The sequence below is a fragment of the Microcystis sp. M_QC_C_20170808_M3Col genome, from assembly GCF_007095505.1.
In the GTDB taxonomy this organism is placed as follows: Bacteria; Cyanobacteriota; Cyanobacteriia; order Cyanobacteriales; family Microcystaceae; genus Microcystis.
The window spans coordinates 1-15,025 of sequence record NZ_SFBY01000339.1 but is presented as its reverse complement, the minus strand read 5'-3'; the positions used below and the strand labels follow the sequence as shown (position 1 = coordinate 15,025).

Here is a 15,025-nt window from a genome sequence, read left to right as displayed (position 1 = left end):
TCAATTCCGATGGCTTTATCTGTTACTGGTAGAGGCTTAATCGTTGGGTCATCAAATCTAATTGAGATATGCCAGCGTCCAGAAGGATGTAATCTGACTGTTACTGTGCTTGGTTCACAAGCTTCTGGTATTTGTCTTGACCATCGAATAGGTAAAGGTTCTGTGCATTTAGCTAAATAAATTTGTCTGTCTTTAAATTTAAGGCTGCCCAGCAATGCTCTAAAGTTGATAAATATCAATCTAACAAAAACTCAAAGCCTTAGTATACAAGCTTTACAAGCATGAGTTGTTGATAGTTTTACATGACAGGTTCGGTAGAGCCGCATATATTTCGTAAATGTGTTAATATTTAACAGTAAAGCCGTCGTAGAACGACGGGGTTTCAGACCCAAATTTTCGATGAAGTACGCTCTGGTTCACGAGTGGTTAACCCCAAAAGCGACGGGGGGATCAGAATTAGTGGTTAGGGAGATTTTACAATGTCTAGAGGCGGATTTATACGCTTTGATCGATTTTGAGTCCACCAATCCCGATAGTTATCTCTATGGTCGCTCGATCGGGACAACTTTTCTGCAAAATTTCCCGAAAGCGAGAAATGGCGTACAAAAATACTTACCTTTTCTTCCCCTAGCGATCGAGCAGTTAAATTTAGAGGATTATGATGTAATTTTATCCTCCTCCCATTGTGTGGCTAAAGGGGTTTTAATTCGACCGGATCAGGTGCACATTTGTTATTGTCACACTCCGATGCGTTATGCTTGGGATTTAACTTTTGACTATCTAGCTAATAGTAAGTTAGGACAGGGATTACCCGGTATTTTCACCCGTTATCTCTTGCATGGGTTGCGTCAGTGGGATGTGATTTCTGCTAATCGTGTGGACTATTTTCTGGCTAATTCCCACCACACCGCTAGACGAATTTGGCGCTGTTATCGACGGGAGGCAAAAGTCATTTATCCTCCCGTACAAATCGAGCGTTTTCCCTACCAAGAGAAAAAAGAAGATTTTTATTTAGTAGTCTCTCGTTTGGTTAGTTATAAAAAAGTCCCTTTAATTGTGGAAGCGTTTAATCAATTGGGATTACCCCTAGTGGTTATTGGAGATGGTCCACAAATGTCTTTAATCCGACAGTTAGCGAGGAATAATATTCAGATTTTAGGTTCCGTGTCCGATCGAATAGTAGCAGAATATATGTCGAAAGCAAAAGCGTTTATTTATGCTGCTTGTGAGGATTTTGGTATTGCTTTAGTGGAAGCGCAAGCTTGTGGTACTCCCGTGATTGCATTTGCTGCCGGAGGTGCTTTAGAAACCGTGCGAGAGCTGCGGGAAAATTCTTCCCAGGGAACAGGATTACTTTTTGGGGAACAAAATCCCCAATCCTTGCTGGAAGCGGTTAAATATTTTGTTGATCACGGTGATAAAATTGATCCAGAAAATTGTCGGCAACAGGCTAATAGATTTACACCAGAGGTTTTTAGAAATGCTTACAGTTTGTTTATAGAGGAACATTCAATATCTAAAAATTATTGCTAAGTTTAATTAGAGCAGTTATCTTAATGGTGAGCTAGGAAGTTTTCGTTTTAGGGAGTCGGTCATCGGTCGTTGATAACAAATTAGGTTACACTTTATCTTGATGAGAAACTCTGTATTTCACCAATGGTGAGGATGTAGTCAATGCGCCCAAAATGTAATATTATGGATATTTCTCTGAGATCTAGCCAACGCTGATAGCTTACCGTGGTGCTTGTGATGACAGAAAAGGGAGGATTATAGCCGTGCCTTGGAATCGAGTTAATCAATGGGTAGAAAGACGCTCTTTAGTGGCCTTAGAATCAGCTTATCAGAGAGCGCTGAAAATTAAAGCGATCGAAGATAAACATTTTGGGGGACAAAAAATTTCCCCGGCTGCCGTGGGAGGAAAAAGTGTTTATGATTACTTTCAAAGTACCCTAGAACGAGAATTATTACAGATACGTCTCGATTTAACTCAAGTGCGTCTGGGTAATTTTCTTAACCCGCAAACTAACCCAGAAAATAATAACATCCTAGAGACTTTAAAGGCGATCGAGGATATTATTGGTAAATATCGCCTAGATTTAGAGGAATTGCTGCCCCCATTACCGAATAATCAAACTCCAAATCTGCCTAAAGCGAATCTCACTGGTGATACCCCTAGCGATAAAAATAACCAGACAATTTCTCCTGCAACCAGTAATAAATTTTTTAACTTCCGGCAAGAATTAACCCCCGAATACGAACAAAACCTTATTAAACAACTCCGTACCTTGCGACAACAACAACGTATTGCTATTCGGTTTATCCTGATTATTATTTTAGTTCCTCTCTCGGTGCAGGTTATTAGTAGAAACTTTATTTTTAGCCCTGTTTTAAACTATTTTGGTGTGGATAGAGCGAAAATATCAGAAGTTTATATTTCTCAGGAAATTGGCGAAAAATATCTCAGGGAATTTGCTAGACTTCAAGAAATTGAAGAAATCAAGCACGTTTTAGGAGTAGCAAAAGCAGGGCATGAATCAGAAGAAAATTTTCGGGAACAGGTGCAGGAATTATTCAAAGAAGCGGGTTATGAAAGTCAAGATGGTTGGAAAAACTTACTCTCCGATATTACCGGATTAATAGCCTTTATTGCAATCTTAATTTTTGGTCGTCAACAATTGGCAATTACGCGAGCCTATGTTAGTCGTTATTTTCTCAGCTTAAATGATATCACCAAAGCCTTTATCTTTATTCTCTTTACCGATATATTTGTCGGGTTTCACTCGGCGGAGGGTTGGACGGTAATCTTAGAAACTTTGTTCCGGCACTTTGGTTGGCGGGAAAATATTACATTTATTAGCTTGTTTGTGGCCACGGTTCCCGTTATCCTAGATACCATCTTTAAACTATTAATATTTAACTATCTGACTCGCAAATCTCCCACCGCTGCGACTATCCTAGAAAAGATGAACCAGTAACGCCCTATGATCCTTAGTATTGCCGATACCTTCATTAAAAGACCCGTTCTGACCACAGTTTGCTCGATTTTAATCGTTTTGCTCGGAGCGATCGCTATTCCCTTTTTACCCCTAGAAAAACTGCCCCAGTTGGCATTTATTCAGGTAGCGGTAAATGCCAACTATTTGGGAACCGATGCCAAAACCGTACAGGATAACGTTACCACGGTACTCGATCGGCAGATTAACGGGACAGAACAGATTGTTTATATGCAGTCCCAGAGTACCAACACCGGACAAAGTACGGTGAATGTCTTTTTCCCAGTGGAAATGGATCGTAACATTGCCCAAGTCTTGGTACAAAACCGTGTCAGTACCGCCGCTGCTAGTTTACCGGAAGAAGTGAACCGGCAGGGGGTGACAACCAATACCCAATCCCCCAGCGTTACCCTTGCCTACGGGATTTCCGCCAAACCGGACGAAAAGGGCAATTATCCCTACGATACGGTCTTTTTAAGTAACTTTGTCGATCGGGTCATCGATGCGGAGATTCGCCGGATCGAGGGAGTTGGTAGTACAACAATCATCGGAGAAAGGGAATACGCCCTGCGTTTTTGGCTTAATCCCGATGCTTTAGCCGCTAGGGGGCTATCGGCGGTCGAAGTAGTACAGGCAATCCGAGAACAGAATATTCAGGTGGGTGCAGGGACAATTGGCGGTGATCCCAGTCCCGAGGATCAGCAATTCCAGATCGCCATTCGCGCCGTTGGTAGGGTTGCCACCGGGGAGGAAGCGGAAAATATCGTCGTCAAAGTCGGGGAAAATGGCGATTTAATCCGAATTAAAGACGTAGGACGCGCAGAAATCGGAGCCGAAAGCTACAGTACCGCCGCCTATTTCGACAAATCCCCCGCCGTTGTCTATATCGTCTATCAGTTACCCGGTTCCAACGCTTGGAATACTGCCAAACTGGTAAAAGAAAAAATGGCGGAACTAGAACCAAGTTTCCCCCCGGGGTTAAATATCGCCATTACCCTCGATAATACCGCCTTTGTCGCCGCTTCCCTGGAAGAAGCCTTTAGCACTCTGGTTGAGGCGATTTTACTGGTTATTCTCGTCATTTTTATCTTCCTTCAGGATTGGCGCACCACGATCATTCCGGCGATCGCTATTCCCGTATCTTTGATCGGAACCATGGCCGTCGCCCTGGCTTTAGGCTATTCTCTCAATAACCTCTCCTTGTTTGCCGTCATTCTGGCCACCGGTTTAGTGGTGGACGACGGCATCGTGATCGTAGAAGCGGTATCGGAAAAATTACGGCAGGGAATGCGGCCATTTCAAGCTGCCCTTGATGCCATGGGCGAGTTAACCTCGGCGGTGATTGCTAGTTCGCTTGTACTACTAGCGGTGTTTATTCCCGTCACCTTCTTCCCCGGTACGGTGGGGATCGTTTATCGACAATTTGCCGTCATCATCTCCGCTTCAATTATCATCTCCACCTTTAACGCCCTCAGTTTTTCCCCCACCATGTCGGCGATTATCATGAAAGCACCCCAACGCACCCGCGGACCCTTGGGACTGTTTTTCGAGGGCTTTAATCGGGGTTTCAACGCAGTTAAAGAGGGCTATCGAAGCTCGATCGAATTTCTGATCCACATCCGGTTTCTGGTGTTACCCTTCTTTATTGCCGCCCTCTTTCTCACAGCTTGGAGTTATAGCACCACTCCCCAGGGTTTTATCCCCGAAGAAGACCAAGGTTATGCCTTTATCCTCGTGCAAGCACCCCCCGGGGTTTCCCTGCGCTACACCGACCGGGTTATCCGTCAGATTAACGAAGAAATTCTCGACGGTATCGAAGAAATCGAACACTTTGTCGGTATGGCGGGCTTTAGTTTTGCCGGAACTGGCAGCAACCAAGGACTATTTTTTGTCAAGTTAAAAGAATGGTCGGAACGGCCTGGCGAAGATAAGTCGGTTTTCGGGATTCTTAGGAAAATTAACCAACAATTAGCCACTAAAGTCCCAGATGCTCGCGCTTTCGCCGTTAATGCGCCCCCCGTGGATGGATTAAGTTCTACCGGCGGTTTCGAGTTATTTATCCAAAACCGCGCTTCTTTCCCCATGGACGCTTTGATTGCCAACGCTAATAAAGTCATGGCCGAGGCCCGAACAAGACCGGAATTATCGGGAATTTTCACCCAATTTACCACCGACACGCCGATGCTGGAACTTTCCATCAATCGCAACCAGCTACAGGCACAAAACGTCGATATGCAGGCAGTTTTCGCTACCCTGCAAACCTATCTCGGTTCCAACTTCGTCAACCAATTCGTCTTGGGCGATCGCTTGTATCGAGTCTTTGCCCAAGCAGAAGCGGATTATCGTTCTAATCCTGAAGATATTAACCGTCTTTACGTCCGTTCCCGTACCGGAGCCAATATTCCCCTATCGGGTTTAGTTAGCGTCAAACGCTTCACCTATCCACCGATTATCACTAACTTTAACCTCTATCCCTCGATTAACGTTCAGGGTAATCCCGCCCCCGGTTTTAGTACGGGACAGGCGATCGCAGTGATGGAAGATGTTTGTCGGAAAGTCCTGCAGCCCGGTTTCGGTTACGCTTGGACGGGTACAGCTTTCCAAGAAAAAACTTCCGCCGGGGCTGCTCCAGTTATCTTCGGATTAGCCTTTATCGTGGTTTTCCTCGTCCTTGCGGCCCAGTACGAAAGCTACATTGACCCGATTATCATCATGATTACCGTTCCCCTAGCGATCCTAGGTGCCATGGGGGCCTTACTGTTGCGGGCGAATTTCCTACAAGTGGGTAGTCTGTTCCCGGCGGTGAATAATAATATCTATGCTCAGGTGGCTTTGGTCATGTTGATCGGTTTAGCGGCAAAAAATGCGATTTTAATCGTGGAATTCGCTAACCAGTCCCGTACTTTGGGTTTAAGTATTCCCGATGCGGCAGCCCGGGCCTCGACGGAACGCTTAAGACCGATTCTGATGACGGCTATTTCTGGTTTAGTCGGTTTCTTGCCCTTGGTTATCGCTTCCGGCGCTGGAGCGATGAGTCGTTGGTCTCTGGGAACTGCAATTTTAGGCGGTTATCTGATTTCGACGGTGTTGAGTTTATTTCTCGTCCCGGTGTTGTATGTGCTGATCAAACAGTTCGAGGCCCGATTCCTCTCCTCGAAACCCCCGAAAAGTGGCGGTTCTGGCAATGGTAAAACTCCCTCTCTCGGTGGGGAAAGGAATACATCAGAAACCCCGATAGAAGAAGGGGCCATTTCCGCTTTGAAAATCTCTCCTCAGTCAACGAATGACTAGGGTTTTGGGGTTTTGGGGTTTTGGGGTTTTGGGGTTTTGGGGTTTTGGGGTTTTGGGGTTTTAGGGTTTTGGGGTTTTGGGGTTTTAGGGTTTTAGGGTATTAGTTGAAATTCCCCCACCTTCCCACTTCTCCCCCGCAACGAACGCGCACGAAGTGGTCTCCCCACTTTCCCCATCACCCCACTTCCCCATCACCCCACTTCCCCACCTCCCCACACCCCACACCCTACACCCTACACCCTACACCCCACACCCCACACCCATCTCTGATAACTGAAAATAATGAGTCTAGAATCTACTGCTAACGAAGCGATCGCTCATAATTTAGAGCAATTCCTGCTGGTTTTGACCATTTCCTTGAGTGTCGCCACTTTATCGAGAACCGTTGCCTTCCTCCGCAAAATTCCCTACACCCTGCTGTTAGTTATTGTCGGTATGGGTTTAGCTTTTTTAGATTTGCGTCTAGTTAATCTTTCCCCGGAATTAATTCTGGAAATTTTTCTGCCTCCCCTCCTTTTTGAAGCCGCTTGGAATATTCCCTGGGCTAAATTAAAGGAATATTGGGTTACTATCGTCATTTTTGCCGTTATCGGGGTGATCATCTCCGTTTTGGGAGTCGCCTATCCCCTACATATTTTTGCCAATTTACCCCTATCGATCGCTTTTCTGTTGGGTGCTGCCCTAGCTGCCACCGATCCCGTCTCTGTGATTGCCCTATTTAAAGAATTGGGGGCCAGTAAAAAACTGACGATCCTGATGGAAGGGGAAAGTCTCTTTAATGATGGGGTCGCTGTGGTCGCTTTCGTCCTCTTGGTAGGGATTCCCTTGGGAGTCGATACCTTTTCCGTCCCCGTCACGATCGCTCGTTTCTGCACCTTTGTGGGGATTGGGATCGGTGTCGGTTGCGTGATCGGTTTCGGCATTTCCTACCTTACCCAACGCTTCGATCTGCCTTTTGTGGAACAGTCCCTGACTCTAGTTTCTGCTTACGGAACCTATCTCGTCACGGAAAAATTAGGCGGATCCGGTGTGATTGGGGTGGTAATTGTCGGGATTATTCTCGGTAATCTCGGTTCGCGCATTGGTATGAGTCCCCGTACGCGCTTGGTAGTTAGCGAATTTTGGGAATTTATCGCCTTTTTTGTCAATTCTATCATCTTTTTACTGATTGGCGATCAAACCCGTTTTGAGAGTCTCGGCAGTCATTTAACCGGGATTTTAATAGCGATCGCCGCTATGGTGGTTTCCCGTCTGTTCTCAATTTTTGGACTAGGGGGAATTAGTAATCTAATTACGGGCAATCAGATCAGTTTTAAGGAAAGAACGGTGTTATGGTGGGGAGGATTGCGCGGTTCGGTTTCGATCGCCCTAGCGTTAAGTGTTCCTACTACTATCCCCTACCGTCAAGAAATTATTGACGTGGTTTTTGGGGTGGTTTTATTTACTTTATTGGTGCAAGGATTATCTATACAATGGCTGTTAAATTTCCTCGATCTTATTGGTGATCAACCGATTCGCGCCGAATATTCGGCCTTAATTGCTCGTCAAATTGCTTTAACTAGGGTTGCCAATTATCTGCAACAACCAGAACGTTTTCCCGATATCGATCCCGAATTTTATCGCTACAAAAAAACTCTGGTGGAAGGACAATTAAAGTCCTTAGGCGATCAGTTGCAAAAATTACTACAGCAACACCCACAATTAAAAGATGTGGTAGCCGAACAATTTCAAGATACTTTACTCGATATCGAAGCTAATACCTACGCAGAATTAATTAGAGCCGGTCGTTTAAATGAAAATCTCGTTCCCCTTTTAGTCGAGGTAGAAGCAGAAAAAGAGATGGTTTAATCATCAAGTCATGGAAAATCAAAGAATTTTTGCTAAAAATTGCTGAGTTCGATCGGATTGGGGATGATTAAAAAATTCTGCTGGGGGGGCAATTTCTAAAATTAAACCCTGATCCATAAATACCACTCGATCGGCCACTTCTCGCGCAAATCCTACCTCGTGGGTGACACAAACCATGGTCATCCCCGATTTAGCTAAACTTTGCATCGTTTCCAAGACTTCTCGCACCATTTCTGGGTCTAAAGCCGAGGTCGGTTCATCGAATAACATCACCTTCGGCTGCATGGCCAAAGCGCGCACGATTGCCACCCGCTGCTGTTGTCCTCCCGATAACTGAGGGGGATATTTAAGCGCTTGTTCGAGAATACCGACTTTTTCGAGGAGTTTTGTCGCTATTTCCTCCGCTTGCGCTTTTTTCCAACCGCGCACCCACATCGGTCCGAGGGTGACATTATCTAATACCGTCAGATGGGGAAAGAGGTTAAATTGTTGAAAAACCATCCCGACTTCCTGACGGATTGCCTCGATATTTTTCAGGTTGTGGGACACAGTTATTCCGTCAATAATAATGCGGCCTTTTTGATAGGATTCTAACCCGTTAAAAGTGCGAATAAAGGTGGATTTTCCTGAACCTGACGGCCCCATAATCACGACAACTTCCTGTTTATTAACGGTGAGATTGACTCCCCGCAAAGCATGAAAGCGGTTATCGTACCATTTTTCCACAGCTTCGGCAATTATAATCGGTTCACTGTTGTGAGAGTCCATATTTTTGAGAGTTTATTGATTATCTGTATCGGGAAACCACTGTTTCTCAAGAATTTGTGTCAGAGAGTAGGGACAAATTATCGGTAAATTTTTTAATCCTGTCTTTTTTTCGGCAATTAAGCGAGCGTTTTCATAGATATTCTCTAACTCTAGTTCTAGAAATTTGCTTAAATTGGTGGTGAGCTTATCTTCTAATTGTACTCGAAAAGTGATAATCTCTGCTGCCCAATGATTACTATTTCTTGCTCTTTCTGTTGTCCAAAATTGATAGAGTAGGAGATGGATTATTATTTGTAAACTTAAACTTTTAACAGCAGTTTTTTCGCTTCGTCCCAAAGCTGCCAACTCCTCGATTAAATGTTCGTAATCTACCCGATCAAACTGACGATTTTTTAATAACTCGATCGTCTCAATTAACCAGCGATCGTACTCCCGTTCATAAAGCTGTTCTAAAGCAAGCATTGTCTTTGATCAAATGGGGACATTATTAAAAATAACCCATTCCTAGAAATGATAGCACAAAAGATGCAGTTGATTAGTGTAAATATTTGTGAATTAATGATGATGACCGTCAAAAATGCTTGACCCTGAGGTAAAAAAAAGGTTAAATTATGGTTAGGCTGAGAACCCACACATCCTAGATAATGAGGCTATCATGGATTTAATCGATAAACTCAAAGCAATTGCCCAAAAAGTTGAAACCTCTCGTTCTCAAATCCAAAACGAACAGGCAACCAAAACAGCTTTTATTATGCCTTTTTTGCAAGCATGGGGTTACGATGTGTTCAATCCCATGGAAGTTCACCCCGAATATAGTGCCGATTTAACTGGATTAAAAGGGGAAAAAGTAGATTATGCTATTTGTTTGGACAATCAACCGATTATTTTGATGGAATGTAAAAGTTGTCATCAAAATCTTGAGCATCCTAAACATAGTTCCCAACTGCATCGATATTTTAACGCAACTGGAGCTAACTTTGGAGTTTTAACTAATGGGATTATCTATCGGTTTTATACGGATATCGTCAAGGATAATATCATGGACGATAAGCCATTTTTTGAGTTTAACATTCTCGACTTTGACGACTCTTCTGTTAACGAATTAAAACGATTTTCTAAATCTAGCTTTAATTCTGACGAACTAGAAGAGGTTGCTCGCAATTTATTGCACACAAAAGAAGTTAAAAAAGTGATTGCCCAGCAATTAAATGATCCTTCCCCCGAATTTGTTAAGTTTTTTGTTAGTCATGTGTATTCTGGGGTGAGAACTGCATCGGTTGTCGAAAAATTCAAAGAAATTATTAAGCGTTCTCTCAAAGAGTATATCAATGATATCATCAAAGAAAAATTTGAGGAAGTTTTAGGAAAAGAACCTGAAACAAATCCTCCTGATACATCAGCAGCAGAAGATACTCCACCAGAAGAAACAGGGGAAGATAAAATTAATACGACCCCCGAAGAATTGGAAGGATTTTACATTATTAAATCAATTCTACGGGAAGAAATCAATACCGCACGCATTCAATTCAAAGACACTAGAAGTTATTTTGGTATCAACTTAGATGGAAAAGTAACTAAAACAGTCTGTCGTCTGCGCTTCCATGAAAGAACTGGTAAGAAATCAATCAGTATTCCCGATAATGTCGAAACTGGTAAAGAAGCAACCACAAATATAGACAGTCTTGATGAAATTTATGGAGTCGCTGAATTTCTGAAATCTCGCATCCGCTATCTGACTCAAGATACTTATAAAAGCAAGTCAGAAAAAACATAAAGTATCTAAAATAATTATCCCCTATCTCTTTAATGACCGATAGGGGTTTTTAAGGATATGATTTTTAGTAATCGCTGATTATGGTTGTAAAATTTTATCTAGGGATAGGAAGTTACGGTTAATTAAGTGTTCAGGCAAAGGAGACAGTATCTCCGAACATTATAATAAAAGTTTTCTCTCAAGTTAAGGTCAAAAAATTCTAGCTGGGAGTTATTGAAGTGTAATTAAGCTTGACACAGTCAAATTAAAGTGTTACCATATTGGGCATGATTTGTGCAGATGTTAAAATTTTTGTTTTTCGGTAGTCTATGAATTTAACAAATTTACCAATGTCTCTTGATGAGATGCCTTTACCTAGTTATTTGCCGCCAGTTATTTTAACAGTTTTTACTCGTCCCGATCTACTCAAGGAAGTTTTAAAGGGTTTAACCCAACAGATTCTATCTGCGTCGCCTAGAATTTGTGAAGCTATTTATGGCTCACTCCCCCTTTAGTTTGAAAAGAGCTCGCCGTCGCCTAGGTTTATAGTTTAGTAGATACTTAATAGAAAATATGAATAGCTCTAGAAAATTTCTGATTTGTAAAGGTTCCTCTGGCATGGGAAACCGAATTCTGGCCGCCTGTGGTGCAATAATCTATAGTGAAATTAGTAATCGCCAGTTAGTTATTGATTGGCGGGATAATACTTATTGTCATGACGATATCAACTCCTTCCCTCTATTTTTTAACTGTCCAAAGACAAGTTCAGTAGAATCTATACCTGATAGCAAGTCTGTCTATCCTGAGATATGGATTGATAAGTTAGATCAATCTTTTGGTGGACTAAGAAAAGATTTAAGGATTTCGGATCAATCTATGTCGGTTGAATTATCTAGAACAAATTATGAGAGTGAGATTCTGGTTTTCTGTGCCTATACTCATAAAATCAACCAGATGAGACAACTTTTTCATGGAAAGTTCGATTACTTGGCAAAAATGGATGATCGTACTATTATCAAACAGGTATTAAACTCTCATCTAAGCCTGAAACCTGAAATTGTTCAGTCTATCGAAGATTTCAGATCATCTTACTTTGGAGTGAATACCCTAGGCGTTCATGTCAGATACACAGACATGAAGATTCCTTTAGATAAGCTAATTACTAATACTAAAAAAATCAACAAAAACAATAAATTTAACAGCATTTTCTTGGCTACAGATTCTCAAGAAGTTGTTGAAAAATTTCAACAGGAATTCCCAAATATTATCACCACCACAAAATGGTTTACACCCTCAGGAGAAAGAATGCACCAGAACTGGGATCAATGTCACGATCGCGTTCAAAATGAGAAGCATTAATGGATATGTATTTGTTAGCCAGTTGTAATGATTTGATTTTTTCTTCACAGTCCTCCTTTGGTTTAGTGGCATCAATCCTAAGTAAAGCGAGTAAACAACATCTCCATGATGTGAATTCTTCTTCATTCATTGAAAAAGTAAAAGCGAAAATTAGAGGTATTGCCAAATAGTTTGTACGAGCAATTAACCCGAACCAACCTTAATGATGTCTATGCTATGGCAAACTTGGGGAGTTACCAACTAATGCTTAATTCTCTCAATCGCATTTTCTCGCCTTTAGTATCTAGCGTTTTGCTTACCATGATTATCCCCAGTTGTCAAGGCACAAATGTATTAACTTCGGCGAATAATTCCCAGACAAATCAATGGCAAAAAGTGACCGTAATCGAGGGTTTAGAGCATCCTTGGTCGATGGTTTGGCTACCTAACGGGGAAATCCTGATCACAGAGCGCCCCGGTCGTTTAAGAGTGGTTAGAGAGGGTAAATTAGACCCAAAAGCCATCGCTGGAGTTCCCGAAGTTTTTGCCGTCGGACAAGGAGGACTGCTCGATGTGGCAATTCATCCCCAATTTGCCCAAAATCGCTGGATTTATCTAACTTATGCCCACGGAGACCAGGAGGCTAATCGTACCCGCGTCGCTCGTGCGGTTTATGATGGTACAAGTTTGCGAGATGTGCAGGTTATTTTTGAAGTTTCCCAGGCAAAAACCGGCTCTCAACACTTCGGTTCGCGGTTATTATGGCTACCGGATGGCACTTTATTGGTAGCGATTGGGGACGGGGGTAATCCTCCCCTACAATTAGCGGGAGATTTAATTAGAAAACAGTCCCAAAATCTGCAAAGTCATTTAGGTAAAATTATCCGCATCAATGACGATGGTTCTCTACCTAAAGATAATCCTTTTGCGGGTTCTAAAATTTGGAGTTATGGTCATCGGAATATTCAAGGAATCAGCTTTGATCCAATGACTAAAAGAGTCTGGGCAACAGAACACGGAGCAAAAGGAGGGGATGAATTAAATTTAATTGAAAAAGGTAAAAATTACGGTTGGCCAGTGGTTTCTGCCAGTCAAGAGTACGGCACTAATACCCCAGTTTCCAGCAAAAAATCTCGCCCCAGTCTGATCGATCCGAAAACAATTTGGACACCTGCGATCGCTCCTTCGGGATTGGTCTTTTATACCGGTAATCGCTTTCCTAATTGGCAGGGAAATTTATTCGCCGGTGGTTTAGTTTCCAGGGATATTCGCCGTCTGGAAGTGGATAAATCGGGTGACATTATCAATCAAGAAGCGATTCCCATCGGTCAGAGGGTGCGGGATGTGCGTCAAAGTCCCGACGGATTTTTATACCTGCTCACCGATGAAGGTAACGGTCAATTAATTCGCCTTGAACCGCCATCTAATTTGTAAAAGTTCACAGAAATTATTATGGAAACCTTGAAGATTTTTTAGCGAATTCTAGTATAGTTATGTTTGTACGGGAGCAAGCACTCGATTTATGAAGAAAATTTTACAGTTAGTGGGACTAGGTTGCATATTGCCTATGTTCCTCGCTAGTGCAAGTTTAGCGGAAACAGTGGTGGAAAAAGTGGCTCGCACGGGATTTTTGACCGTAGGAACCCGTTTTGATGCGATTCCCTACTCCTACATCGATGATAAAGGGGAATTAGTCGGCTATTCTATGGATGTGTTAGAACGAATTAGAAAACGATTGGAAACTCGTCTCGGTCGTCCCGTCACCCTGCAAATGATTGAAGCTAATCAACCCGGAGAGAAAATTAATCTCATTCGTAGCGGGGAAATCGATATCGCTTGTAGTACGGCTTTTACTTGGGAAAGGGCGAAAGTTGTCGATTTTTCCATCAGTTACAGCATTTCTGGGATTAGGATTTTAGCTAAAAAAGGGAGCAATCTCTCCACTCCTCAATCCCTAATCGGTAAACGCATCGCCTTGGTTCCCACTTCTGCGGCCGTGGATGTGATTAAATTAGTACAACCGCAAGCGACAATTGTTACTACCTACAGCACCGTAGAAGAAGCGATCGAAGCTTTAAAAACCGGTAAAATCGACGCAATAGCGGGGGATAGCATTTCTTTAGCGGGAACAATCCTCAGAGATAACCCTAAAATCTACGAAATCGTCCCCGAAGAAGCTCTAGCTAATTTTGGCATCGCTTGCATGGTTCCCGAAAATAACTCTACTTTTTTGGATGATGTCAACTATGCCATTGTTAAAATGATGCAGGATTACATCACCAATGATACGGCTACCGTTAGTCAAATCGATCGCTGGTTCGGTAGTCAAGGCATGGTTCCCATCCCCCCAGAATTATTAAAGGGGTTTTTTGCCTTCAAAGTTATCGAACACGCCCAAATTAATCCCCAAGAAGCCAAATAGGAGCATAAATTCAGGTGAATATTCGCAATAAAACCGGTTTAGTCGGCTTTCTTCTCGCTTTATCTGCCTTCGGTCTGACTAGCACCGCTCAGGCCGCCTCAGACGAGGCTAATCCCATTGAAGCGCGTTTAAGTCGTCTATCTAGCGCTGTACGCGAACGGGTTAACCAACTGCCGGAAGGTACTGCCGATCCTAGTTTACAAGCTTTAGGCTGGGGAGATGGTGGCAATCGCGGTTGGGGGAATAGTCGTGCCGGTGGTTGGGTAGATGGTCGCGGTGGTAGTTTCGTTAATGCGCGGCCCTGGCGTAATGGTTGGTCTGACGGTGGCGGTTTCTTTAATTCCCGACCGCGCTGGGGTAATGGTGGCGGTTTTGATAAAAAGCCTCATCTTCTTGAAATTGTACCTCACAAAAGTAGATAGGAGTCTGGGGGTGATTATTTTGCGGCAGAAAGACTCCATCAAGACGAAAGGAAAGTTGTTTGACTTCCACCGAGTCAAAGCGGTAGTTATTGGCTTCGTTGATAGGGAGTTGAATTAATTCAAAGAAGATAGAGGGGAAAGATTGAAAGAGTTGATAAAAAATCGTGTCAGTTTTCATGCTCTTATTTTA

At 42.9% G+C, this 15,025-nt stretch carries 12 protein-coding genes and 2 pseudogenes; 10 read left to right on the top strand and 4 right to left on the bottom strand.

Translation table 11 applies throughout. From position 1 onward, the window contains the following. Nucleotides 1–206 (bottom strand): annotated as a pseudogene (locus tag EWV84_RS15555) (RNA-guided endonuclease InsQ/TnpB family protein); the annotation flags it as partial. A 193-nt stretch (nt 207–399) separates the two neighbouring features. Between EWV84_RS15555 and EWV84_RS15550 the strand changes: the two are divergent. The 4 genes from EWV84_RS15550 to EWV84_RS15535 all read left to right on the top strand — a co-directional run bounded on the left by EWV84_RS15550 (nt 400) and on the right by EWV84_RS15535 (nt 8,132). Next, nucleotides 400–1,533 carry a glycosyltransferase gene (locus EWV84_RS15550; RefSeq protein ID WP_286825335.1) on the top strand — a complete coding sequence of 378 codons (1,134 nt, stop codon included), beginning with the start codon at nt 400–402 and terminating at the stop codon, nt 1,531–1,533. Between the two features lie 242 nt (nt 1,534–1,775). Beyond that, on the top strand, nt 1,776–2,975 hold the full coding sequence (locus tag EWV84_RS15545; RefSeq protein ID WP_287078732.1) for a proton extrusion protein PcxA: 1,200 nt from the start codon (nt 1,776–1,778) through the stop codon (nt 2,973–2,975). Between the two features lie 6 nt (nt 2,976–2,981). Beyond that, nucleotides 2,982–6,284: an efflux RND transporter permease subunit gene (locus EWV84_RS15540; RefSeq protein WP_287078731.1), complete on the top strand. Its 3,303-nt coding sequence runs from the start codon at nt 2,982–2,984 to the stop codon at nt 6,282–6,284. A 282-nt stretch (nt 6,285–6,566) separates the two neighbouring features. Continuing rightward, a complete protein-coding gene (locus tag EWV84_RS15535; RefSeq protein ID WP_287078730.1) occupies nt 6,567–8,132 on the top strand; it encodes a cation:proton antiporter in 1,566 nt (521 codons plus the stop codon). Nucleotides 8,133–8,150: 18 nt separating this feature from the next. Here the strand turns inward: EWV84_RS15535 and EWV84_RS15530 are convergent, their stop codons facing one another. After that, nucleotides 8,151–8,900 carry an amino acid ABC transporter ATP-binding protein gene (locus EWV84_RS15530; protein ID WP_185238817.1) on the bottom strand — a complete coding sequence of 250 codons (750 nt, stop codon included), beginning with the start codon at nt 8,898–8,900 and terminating at the stop codon, nt 8,151–8,153. 12 nt (nt 8,901–8,912) lie between these two features. After that, nucleotides 8,913–9,362, bottom strand: coding sequence for a DUF29 domain-containing protein (locus tag EWV84_RS15525; protein WP_287078729.1), 450 nt, complete (start codon nt 9,360–9,362; stop codon nt 8,913–8,915). Between the two features lie 193 nt (nt 9,363–9,555). On the opposite strand from EWV84_RS15525, the gene EWV84_RS15520 reads away from it, so the two are divergent. The 6 genes from EWV84_RS15520 to grrA all read left to right on the top strand — a co-directional run bounded on the left by EWV84_RS15520 (nt 9,556) and on the right by grrA (nt 14,835). Beyond that, nucleotides 9,556–10,674: a type I restriction endonuclease gene (locus EWV84_RS15520; RefSeq protein ID WP_287078728.1), complete on the top strand. Its 1,119-nt coding sequence runs from the start codon at nt 9,556–9,558 to the stop codon at nt 10,672–10,674. A gap of 308 nt (nt 10,675–10,982) precedes the next feature. Continuing rightward, complete coding sequence (locus tag EWV84_RS15515; protein ID WP_286827280.1) at nt 10,983–11,168, top strand: hypothetical protein; 186 nt, start codon at nt 10,983–10,985, stop codon at nt 11,166–11,168. A 58-nt stretch (nt 11,169–11,226) separates the two neighbouring features. Continuing rightward, a complete protein-coding gene (locus tag EWV84_RS15510; RefSeq protein ID WP_287078726.1) occupies nt 11,227–12,012 on the top strand; it encodes an O-fucosyltransferase family protein in 786 nt (261 codons plus the stop codon). 243 nt (nt 12,013–12,255) lie between these two features. Further along, nucleotides 12,256–13,425, top strand: a complete 1,170-nt coding sequence (locus tag EWV84_RS15505; protein WP_287078725.1) for a PQQ-dependent sugar dehydrogenase — start codon at nt 12,256–12,258, stop codon at nt 13,423–13,425. Nucleotides 13,426–13,513: 88 nt separating this feature from the next. Continuing rightward, nucleotides 13,514–14,413, top strand: coding sequence for an extracellular substrate binding-like orphan protein GrrP (grrP, locus tag EWV84_RS15500; RefSeq protein ID WP_012266460.1), 900 nt, complete (start codon nt 13,514–13,516; stop codon nt 14,411–14,413). Between the two features lie 14 nt (nt 14,414–14,427). Continuing rightward, nucleotides 14,428–14,835 (top strand): GrrA/OscA1 family cyclophane-containing rSAM-modified RiPP, encoded by a 408-nt coding sequence (grrA, locus tag EWV84_RS15495; protein WP_287078723.1) that lies wholly within the window; start codon nt 14,428–14,430, stop codon nt 14,833–14,835. Here grrA and EWV84_RS15490 read toward each other — a convergent pair. After that, nucleotides 14,786–15,013 (bottom strand): annotated as a pseudogene (locus tag EWV84_RS15490) (DUF2887 domain-containing protein); the annotation flags it as partial. The gene grrA and the pseudogene EWV84_RS15490 sit on opposite strands and share 50 nt — an antisense overlap. Nucleotides 15,014–15,025: the final 12 nt, after the last annotated feature.

Coding starts and splice junctions, on each gene's coding strand:
- EWV84_RS15550 (WP_286825335.1), top strand. CDS start 400: ATGAAGTACGCTCTGGTTCACGAGTGGTTAACCCCAAAAGCGACGGGG.
- EWV84_RS15540 (WP_287078731.1), top strand. CDS start 2,982: ATGATCCTTAGTATTGCCGATACCTTCATTAAAAGACCCGTTCTGACC.
- EWV84_RS15535 (WP_287078730.1), top strand. CDS start 6,567: ATGAGTCTAGAATCTACTGCTAACGAAGCGATCGCTCATAATTTAGAG.
- EWV84_RS15530 (WP_185238817.1), bottom strand. CDS start 8,900: ATGGACTCTCACAACAGTGAACCGATTATAATTGCCGAAGCTGTGGAA.
- EWV84_RS15525 (WP_287078729.1), bottom strand. CDS start 9,362: ATGCTTGCTTTAGAACAGCTTTATGAACGGGAGTACGATCGCTGGTTA.
- EWV84_RS15520 (WP_287078728.1), top strand. CDS start 9,556: ATGGATTTAATCGATAAACTCAAAGCAATTGCCCAAAAAGTTGAAACC.
- EWV84_RS15515 (WP_286827280.1), top strand. CDS start 10,983: ATGAATTTAACAAATTTACCAATGTCTCTTGATGAGATGCCTTTACCT.
- EWV84_RS15510 (WP_287078726.1), top strand. CDS start 11,227: ATGAATAGCTCTAGAAAATTTCTGATTTGTAAAGGTTCCTCTGGCATG.
- EWV84_RS15505 (WP_287078725.1), top strand. CDS start 12,256: ATGCTTAATTCTCTCAATCGCATTTTCTCGCCTTTAGTATCTAGCGTT.
- grrP (WP_012266460.1), top strand. CDS start 13,514: ATGAAGAAAATTTTACAGTTAGTGGGACTAGGTTGCATATTGCCTATG.